Source organism: Streptomyces sp. NPDC034670 (assembly GCF_055574875.1).
Genome location: NZ_JBVITR010000143.1, coordinates 1 through 1,350, shown reverse-complemented (window position 1 = coordinate 1,350; position 1,350 = coordinate 1). Strand labels below are relative to the sequence as shown.

Annotated in this window: 1 protein-coding gene; it reads left to right on the top strand. The window is 71.6% G+C overall.

The features are described from left to right. The first annotated feature begins 242 nt into the window (after nucleotides 1–242). Nucleotides 243–1,334 (top strand): IS110 family RNA-guided transposase, encoded by a 1,092-nt coding sequence (locus ACZ56B_RS32855; RefSeq protein ID WP_468798760.1) that lies wholly within the window; start codon nucleotides 243–245, stop codon nucleotides 1,332–1,334. Nucleotides 1,335–1,350: the final 16 nt, after the last annotated feature.

Genomic DNA, 1,350 nt, shown 5'->3' with positions numbered 1-1,350 from the left:
GGACTGACAGTGAGGATGTGTGGTGGCTTCTCCGGGTGGGTCTGACTCATGGACTGACCGACGCCGTCTGGCTGTCCTCAAGGGGATTCGTCGGCCCGTCCGGGGAAGTTCACCGCACGCGACCGGACGGGCGTCCGTGACCTCATAGGAGCTTGGTCCAGAAGCCCCGCCACTGTCTTGTCCGCCCGCCCGGCCGGCGCGTGCCGCCCACCGGGATCAGCGAGAGGACGGCAGTGACCAGCATGACGGACCAGACCCTGGAAGTCACAGGCGGCGTCGACACCCACGGCGAGACCCACCATGCGGCGGTGGTCGACCGGATCGGCCGCCACCTGGCCGACCGCGAGTTCCCCGCCACCGGAGCGGGATACCGGCAACTGCTTTCCTGGCTGCGCTCGTTCGGGGCGGTGACGGCTGTCGGGGTGGAAGGCACCGGTGCCTACGGCGCCGAGCTGGCCCGGACACTGCGGCGGGCCGGGCTGAAGGTCGTCGAGGTCGACCGGCCCGATCGCAGGACACGCCGGATGAAGGGCAAGTCCGATCCGATCGACGCCTACGCCGCCGCCGAGGCGGTCGCTTCCGGCCGGGCCACCGGCACGCCGAAGAGCCGGGACGGCATCGTCGAGGCGGTCCGCACCCTGCGGGTGGTGCGCCGCTCGGCGGTGAAATCCCGGACCCAGGCCGTCAACCAGGCCCGACAGCTCCTGGTCACCGCGCCGGACACGCTGCGGGCCCAGCTGCGCGGGCTGACGGCCGGCGCCCTGGCGAAGGCATGTGCCCGTCTCCGGCCGGGCACCGACCTCGCTGATCCCGCCCAGGCGGCCAAGTCCGCTCTGCGCCGCCTGGGCCGCCGGATCCTGGCCTTGACCGAGGAGATCGACGAACTGGAGGCCGAGCTGAAGCCGCTCACCGCCCGGGCCGCCCCTGAGTTGCTGGCCCTGCAGGGCGTCGGAGCGGACGTTGCCGGACAACTACTGGCCACCGCCGGCGACAACCCGGAGCGTCTGACCTCTGAGGCCGCCTTCGCACACCTCTGCGGCGTCGCCCCGATACCGGCATCCTCCGGGCGCCGGGACCGCCACCGGCTCAACCGCGGCGGTGACCGCGCCGCCAACCATGCCCTGCACACGATTGTGCTCAGCCGCATGCGCTGGGACGAGCGAACCCGCGCCTACGTCGAGCGACGGACCGGCGAGGGCCTGGCGAAGAAGGACATCATGCGCTGCCTGAAACGCCATGTCGCCCGCGAGGTCTACCGCGTCCTCGTGAGGTCACTCCGCATGACGCACCCTGGCCGCAACACCGCCCGAAGCGACCTCGCCGAAGCCGCTTGACATCCATAGGAGCATC

Coding starts and splice junctions, on each gene's coding strand:
- ACZ56B_RS32855 (WP_468798760.1), top strand. CDS start 243: ATGACGGACCAGACCCTGGAAGTCACAGGCGGCGTCGACACCCACGGC.